General features: G+C 73.3%; 7 protein-coding genes. 1 reads left to right on the top strand and 6 read right to left on the bottom strand.

The annotated features are described in order from the left end of the window. The 6 genes from AB4091_RS21705 to AB4091_RS21680 all read right to left on the bottom strand — a co-directional run. Nucleotides 1–572: IS30 family transposase (locus AB4091_RS21705; RefSeq protein WP_442294957.1), on the bottom strand; the 572-nt coding region annotated here is incomplete at its 3' end. A 177-nt stretch (nucleotides 573–749) separates the two neighbouring features. After that, the gene (locus tag AB4091_RS21700; protein ID WP_442294955.1) at nucleotides 750–1,583 is read right to left on the bottom strand and encodes a DUF1028 domain-containing protein; all 834 of its coding nucleotides are present in this window, start codon (nucleotides 1,581–1,583) and stop codon (nucleotides 750–752) included. After that, nucleotides 1,580–2,131 carry a hypoxanthine phosphoribosyltransferase gene (gene hpt, locus AB4091_RS21695; protein WP_442294953.1) on the bottom strand — a complete coding sequence of 184 codons (552 nt, stop codon included), beginning with the start codon at nucleotides 2,129–2,131 and terminating at the stop codon, nucleotides 1,580–1,582. Before hpt ends, AB4091_RS21700 begins: the two co-directional genes overlap by 4 nt. Nucleotides 2,132–2,230: 99 nt before the next feature. Further along, a complete protein-coding gene (gene tilS, locus AB4091_RS21690; RefSeq protein ID WP_442294959.1) occupies nucleotides 2,231–3,229 on the bottom strand; it encodes a tRNA lysidine(34) synthetase TilS in 999 nt (332 codons plus the stop codon). 22 nt (nucleotides 3,230–3,251) lie between these two features. After that, nucleotides 3,252–4,349: a zinc-dependent metalloprotease gene (locus tag AB4091_RS21685; RefSeq protein WP_442294951.1), complete on the bottom strand. Its 1,098-nt coding sequence runs from the start codon at nucleotides 4,347–4,349 to the stop codon at nucleotides 3,252–3,254. Nucleotides 4,350–4,467: 118 nt separating this feature from the next. Further along, nucleotides 4,468–6,015 carry a D-alanyl-D-alanine carboxypeptidase/D-alanyl-D-alanine-endopeptidase gene (locus AB4091_RS21680; protein WP_442294949.1) on the bottom strand — a complete coding sequence of 516 codons (1,548 nt, stop codon included), beginning with the start codon at nucleotides 6,013–6,015 and terminating at the stop codon, nucleotides 4,468–4,470. A 142-nt stretch (nucleotides 6,016–6,157) separates the two neighbouring features. On the opposite strand from AB4091_RS21680, the gene AB4091_RS21675 reads away from it, so the two are divergent. Beyond that, a complete protein-coding gene (locus tag AB4091_RS21675) occupies nucleotides 6,158–6,676 on the top strand; it encodes an inorganic diphosphatase (protein WP_442294947.1) in 519 nt (172 codons plus the stop codon). Nucleotides 6,677–6,706 lie beyond the last annotated feature (30 nt).

Genomic DNA, 6,706 nt, shown 5'->3' with positions numbered 1-6,706 from the left:
ATGAGCTGGTCGGTGACCGTGGCCGCGTCGTGCCGGGCCGGGAGCCGGGCGATCATCGTGTACCGGGTGGTGCGCTCGACCAGCGTGATCGCGGCGGTGCGGTTCCCGGCACCGAGGATCAGGTCGCCTTCCCAGTGTCCGGGCACGGCCCGGTCGGTGGCCTCGGCCGGGCGGGCGGTGATCGTGGCGTCCCCGACCCATGACTTGCCCCGGGGCCGGGCGGCCAGCTTCGAGGCCGGTACCCGGTGGGTCCGGCCCGACCGCAACACCTTCTCCCGGGCCAGCTCGGCCCGCAGGCTGCCGCGGCCCTGGACGTACAGGGCCTGGTAGATCGTCTCGTGAGAGATCCGCATGGACTCATCCTGCGGGTAGCGCAGCGCCAGCTCGCCCTGGATCTGCTGCGGGGACCAGTGCCGCTTCAACCCCGCGATGACGGCGGCCCGCAACGCCGCGTGCTGCGCCCGGTCCAGCTTCCGCGGCTGGGGCCGGGCCCGGTTCGCGCGGGTGCGTTGTTGCGCGATCCGGACCGAGTACACCCCGCCGACGCGGTGGCGGGCCAGCTCCCGCGACACGCTCGAGCCCGATCCGACGCGCTACCTCCAACACCGACAGCCCCTGCTCCAGCAGCCCCAACGCCTGCTGCCGCTGAGCCAATGAGTACGTCCCCGGGATTCCACCCATCGCCTGCCTCCACGCAATCCGTGTTGCGCAGACGATCTGACGCCAAGGTGTGGCGTCAGGAGGTGGCGTCAGGAGGTGGCGGTGCGGAGGGCCTCGAGGACGCGGCGGTCGATGCCGTCGGGGCTCAGGCGGGCCTCGTAGTTCGCGTTGCCCGCCCAGTCGGCGAGGCCCGTCGCAACGTCGTCGGCCCCCGACAGCACGAAGCCGGCGCGAGCCAGCCGTTCGCGTACCTCGTCGGCGAGCGCGCCCTCGAGCGGCTGGACGTCCTCCGGCTTGCCGAAGTACATCTCCCAGTCGGCGTGCAGCCGCGCCAGCTCGGTCACGGGGTCGGCGTGGTCGTCGACGCGCAGGTCGGCGAGCACCCCGCACGCGTCGTAGCCCGAACCCGGCTCGAGGGCATACAGGGCAGCGCTCTGCCGACCCCGCGAGTCGCCCCCGGCGGCGTCACCAGCCGCGAGGACGGCCAGCAGGCGCCGCGCGAACGGCTCGCCCGCGCTCTCGCGCCAGGCGCGCTCCATCGCCTCGACCACCTCGGGGCCGGTGAGGATGTTGCCCTGGATGGCGTATGCCGTGTCGCCCTCGTCGCGCGCGACGCCCCCGGCCCAGGGGTTGCACTCCGAGCCGGTGAAGGTGGCCACCGAGCGGACGCCGACGACCCCGACCTGGCGGGTCTCGCGGCCGTCGTCGAGCGCGGTCGCGGCGGCGAGCGCCTCGTCGGCCGGCTCCCCCGAGGCGAGACGACCGAGCAGCTCGTCGAGGTAGGCCACGCGTGCGAAGGACTGGGTGGCTACCGCACCCACGCCGTCGCGGGCGGCCGGCACGACCGCGCCGACCGCCAGGAACTTGGAGGCGACCGCGACTCCGTAGGCCTCGCCCTGACGGGCGACGATCGAGAAGGTCACGCGTAGACGTGCGGTGCGAGGGTTCCGACGCAGCGCAGGTTGCGGTACTTCTCGGCGTAGTCGAGGCCGTAGCCGACGACGAACTCGTTGGGGATGTCGAAGCCGACGTACTTCACCGGGATGTCGACCTTCACGACGTCGGGCTTGCGCAGCAGCGTGCAGACCTCGACGGAGGCCGGCTTGCGCGACTCGAGGTTGGACTTGATCCACGAGAGGGTCAGGCCCGAGTCGATGATGTCCTCGACGATGAGCACGTGCCGGCCGCTGATGTCGGTGTCGAGGTCCTTGAGGATGCGCACGACGCCCGAGGACTTCGTGCCCGAGCCGTAGGACGAGACGGCCATCCAGTCCATCGGTGCCGTGCCGGGGAGGGCCCGCATGAGGTCGGCCATGACGACGACGGCGCCCTTGAGGACTCCGACGAGCAGGAACTCCTTGCCCTCGTAGTCCTTCCAGATGTCAGCGGCGAGCTCGGAGAGGCGGGTCTGGATCTGCTCCTCGGTGAGCAGGACCTTGGCCAGGTCATCTCCCATGTGCTCGTGGTCCACGAAGGCTCCTCTGTGCAAGGTGGTGCAGGGTCGTTCAGGGCGGGTCCCATTCAACCGCACCGACCGCGGCGACGTCCCGGCCGGGGACGCCTCACCGACTCAGACGATGGCGGTCTCGCGGAGGGGTCTGAAGACGATGGCGCCGGCGGTGCGGGAGACCGCGATGCCGCCGGGCACGTGGAGCGGCCCCTGCCCGTGCCACGACGTGAGCAGCGCGTCGAGTGACTCGACGTGGGCGGCGCTGACATCGGCGAGCGGCGCCCCCGCCTCGGCGGACAGGAGTCGCCAGACCCGGGTGCGGATGGCGCGGGGCAGCGCCGACAGCGCATCGAGGTCGACGCCGTTGCCGCCCGGCCCGTCCGGCAGCTCGGCCCTCGCCTTGATCGCGAGGCTCTCGAGGTAGTCGGCGTCCTCGCGCAGCAGGTCGGCGCTGCGGGCGAGCGCCGCCCCGAAACCCGGACCGAGGTCGGACTCGAGCGTCGCGAGCAGGCGGCGCGCGCGCACCCTGCGGAAGGAGTCGTCACTGTTGTGGGGGTCGCTCCACGGCTCGATGCCGTATGCCGCACAGGCAGCGAGCGTCGTGGCGCGCGGCAGGGCGAGCAGGGGGCGCACGAAGCGGTCGCGGCGCACCGGCATACCGCTGAGGGAGCGCGCGCCCGAGCCGCGAGACAGACCGAGCAGCACCTGCTCCGCCTGGTCGTCGCGGGTGTGGCCGATGAGGACCATCGAGGCCCGGGCACGGTCGGCGGCAGCCTCGATCGCGACGTAACGCGCCGAACGCGCGTCGGCCTCGAGGCCGGAGCCGCTCGTGCGCACGTCGGCGCGCACGACCTCGACGGGGTCGAGGCCCAGCTCGCGGCACAGGGCCGCGGCGTCGCCGGCCACCTCGGCCGACCCCTCCTGCAGGCCGTGGTCGACGACGACGGCGCCACCGCGAACGCCGGCGCGCGGGGCCTCGAAAGCCAGCGCGGCCGCGAGCGCGACGGAGTCTGGACCGCCCGAGCAGGCGACGAGGACGACGCCGCCCTCGGGGACGTCGGACAGGTGCTCGCGCACCGCGAGGCGGGTGGCGGCGACGGCGGGATCGGGGCCGGGCATCTCGAGGACGTTCCTCACCGGCTCAGCCGTGGACCCGACGCACCCAGGCGTCCGGCTCGAGGATCTCGGACGCGCGCGGCAGCGACTCGGGCGAGCTCCACACGGCGTTGAACCCGTCGCGCCCGACCTGGTCGGTGACGGCCCGGACGAAGACGGCGCCGTCGCGGTACTGCCTCATCTTGGCCTCGAGGCCGAGCAGCTTGCGCAGCAGCCGGTCGACGCCGACGGCGCTGTTGCGCCGCTCGTCGAACTTGCGGCGGATCTCCTGGACGCTGGGGATGACGCGAGGGCCGACGGCGTCCATGACGACGTCGGCGTGGCCCTCGAGCAGCGACATGACCGCCGTGAGGTCGGCGATCTTCTCCTTCTGCTCGGGGGTGGCGAAGAGCTGCCCGAGCCCCTCTCCCGAGCTCAGCACCTCGGGGAGGTTCTTCGTCAGCTGCTCGAAGCGCTTGCTGAGGTCGTCGGGCGTGGGCGCCATGTCGACGGCGAGGGCCTGGGTGCTCGCGACCATGTGGTCGCGCAGCCACGGCACCGCGGTGAACTGCACCCGGTGCGTCTCCTCGTGCATGGCCACCCAGCGCCGGAAGTCGGTCGGGTCGACGGCGAGCTTGCGCTCGGTGGCGACGATGTTGGGCGCGACGAGCAGCAGGCGCGGGGTGCCGCCCGGGGCGAGGTCGTACTGGCCGAGCACCTTGCTCGAGAGGAAGGCGAGCAGGCCACCCATCTCGGCGCCGGTGACCTTGCCGCCGATGGCGGCCGCTGCCGCGCTGGACTGCCCCTTCTTCGAGGCGTTGAGCTTGTCGACGACGGGCTCGAGCAGGGCCCGGAAGGAGTCGACGTTGGCGCTGATCCAGCCGACCCGGTCGACGACGAGCGGCGCCGGCGCGCCCTCGGGGGCGTGCAGGTCACTGGTCTCTGCGACCGGTGCGACCGCGGACGCAGCCGCCTCGCGCAGGTCGGCGACGATGGCTGCCGCCTCGTCGCCGGACACCTGCGGCCCGGGGTTGACGATGGCGCGGCCGGTCTTCTTCGCGAACTCGTAGTCGACGTAGGCGGCCGGCGCACCTCCTGGACCGTCGGGGCGACCTGCGTCCACAGGGAGGGTCGTGTCGGTCATGCCAGCCCTTTCGTGCCGTGACGGTGTCGTCGTTCGCGCGTGGTGTCTGGTGGGCTCGGTCGCGCGGACGAGCCGGAACGCCGTGGCGATCGCACTCCCCGAGCTGACCTTCGGCCCGTCAGCGGCACCCGCACGAGGCGACTGTCGCTACCAGTCGGTCCAACGCCGCCCGGGCGTCGTTGGTTCCCGCTCCGGCGACCATACCCACGAAGACGAGGAGCCGACCGTCGTCGCCGACCACACTGCCGGCCAGGGCGTTGGCCCCCGTCAGCGTGCCCGTCTTGGCACGGGCGCGCCCGGCCGCGACGTGGTCGGATCCGGTGAGCCGGTTCTCCAGCGTGCCCGTGAGCCCCGCGATGGGCAGGCCGTCGAGGGCCCGCCTCAGCAAAGGGTGGGTGCCGTCGTAGCCGAGCACGAGCACGTCTGCGAGCAGGTCGGCGCGCACCCGGTTCTCACGCGAGAGTCCGCTCGCGTCGACGAGGCCGACGCCGTCGGTGGCCAGCCCGAGAGCCGCCACCTGCTGGACCACCCAGCCACCCACCGCGGAGAAGTCGGTGCCCGCCCCCGAACGGTAGGCCGCCTGACGGGCGAGGATCTCGGTGAGCGCGTTGTCGCTGTCGGTGAGGGCGAGGGCGAGCTGGTCGCGGACCGGCGCGGACTCGACGCTGCCGAGCAGCGAACCGGGCCCGCTGGCCGGGGCCGCCGCGCCGGCCGCGGCCGTCGGAGTGCCGGTCTCGCTGCCGGTGGGGGCGCCCGACGTCCCGGGCGTGGGCATCGGAGATCCGGGCGTGCCCGGCGCGTCACCGCGCGGCGCCACCTGCACGGAGACGCCGAGGGCCGCGAGCTGCTGGGCGAACCTGGCGCGCACCGCGGCCACCGGGTCGGCCGGGCCGGGCCTGCCGCCGGTGGCCCGCTGGCTGGACAGGCCGAGCATCGCGACGGCGCCGGTGATGCCCGTGCTGCGGAAGGTGGGACTCCAGGTGGGCGCGGTCGTGGGGCCGCCGGCGTACGTCTCGTCGACGTAGAGGGTGACGCTGCGGGTGCCCCTCTTCGCGAGCGACGCGGCCACCTGGTCGGCGAGGTCGCGCAGGCCGGCATGGCCGGCCACCGCCTCGGGGTCGCCCTTGCCGGGGGCGAGCAACGAGTCGCCGCCCGCCACGAGGACGACCTGGTCGGGCCGATCACCCTCGCGCACCACGGTGCGCAGCGTCTCGTCGGGCGCGAACGTCTGACCGATGGCGGCCGCCGAGAGCAGCTTCGTCGTCGAGGCCGGGATGCGCAGCTCGTCGCCGCGCTGGTCGAGCAGCACCGCGCCCGTCTGGCCGTCACGGACGACGACGGCCGAGTCGCGCAGGGCAGGCAGCGCCAGCACCGGCGCGAGCGCCCGGCTGACGCCGGCCGACGTCGGCGCGGCGGTGTCGCCGGCGAGCGACGGCAGGGGCAGGTCGACCGACGTCGGCAGCGTCGGCTGCGGCACGAGGGGCAGGGTGCGCTTCGCGACGTACTCGGTCGGCGGGGGCGGTGGCAGCGGGCGCAGCGTCAGCACACCTGGCGCGGCGTCGGCGACGTCGAGGACGGCATACCCGAGCAGGACCGCCACGGCAGACCAGGCGGCCGCCACGGCGTAGGTGAAGCGGGGCGCGCGCCGCGACGTCCCTCGCACCATGCCCGGCACCCCCGTCCGCTGTCCGTCGCGTTTCGCGCAAGGACCGCCCTTGCTGACACACTGTCGCGGACGATTCTGTCAGCCGCCGCCGGGTGCCTCGGCACCCGAGCCGCCTACCGAAGACCGTGAAGAAGGGGAAGACGTGGAGTTCGACGTCACCATCGAGATCCCGCGCGGACAGCGCAACAAGTACGAGATCGACCACGAGACCGGCCGGGTCCGCCTCGACCGCTACCTCTTCACCGCGATGGCCTACCCCGCCGACTACGGCTACATCGAGGACTCGCTCGGTGAGGACGGCGACCCGCTGGACGCCCTCGTGCTGCTGCCCGAGCCGCTCTTCCCCGGCGTGGTCGTCGAGGCCCGCCCGATCGGCATCTTCCACATGACCGACGAGGCCGGCGGCGACGACAAGGTGCTCTGCGTGCCGGTCGACCCGCGCACCGCGGAGGTCCAGGACATCAGCGACATCAGCAAGTTCACCCTCGACGAGATCCAGCACTTCTTCGAGCGCTACAAGGACCTCGAGCCGGGCAAGCACGTCGAGGCCTCCGACTGGGGCAACCGCGAGGCCGCCGAGAAGATCATCGGCGAGGCGCTCGAGCGGGCCAAGGAGCAGGGCGTCTCGACGGCCCGCTGGGCGATGCCGCAGGGCCACTGAGCCTGCACGCTTTGACGCCGACCCTCCGTC

The sequence above is a fragment of the Terrabacter sp. 2RAF25 genome, from assembly GCF_052115265.1.
In the GTDB taxonomy this organism is placed as follows: domain Bacteria; phylum Actinomycetota; class Actinomycetes; order Actinomycetales; family Dermatophilaceae; genus Terrabacter.
Note: the sequence above shows the minus strand (reverse complement) of the source record. Positions and strands in the feature narration are given on the sequence as shown.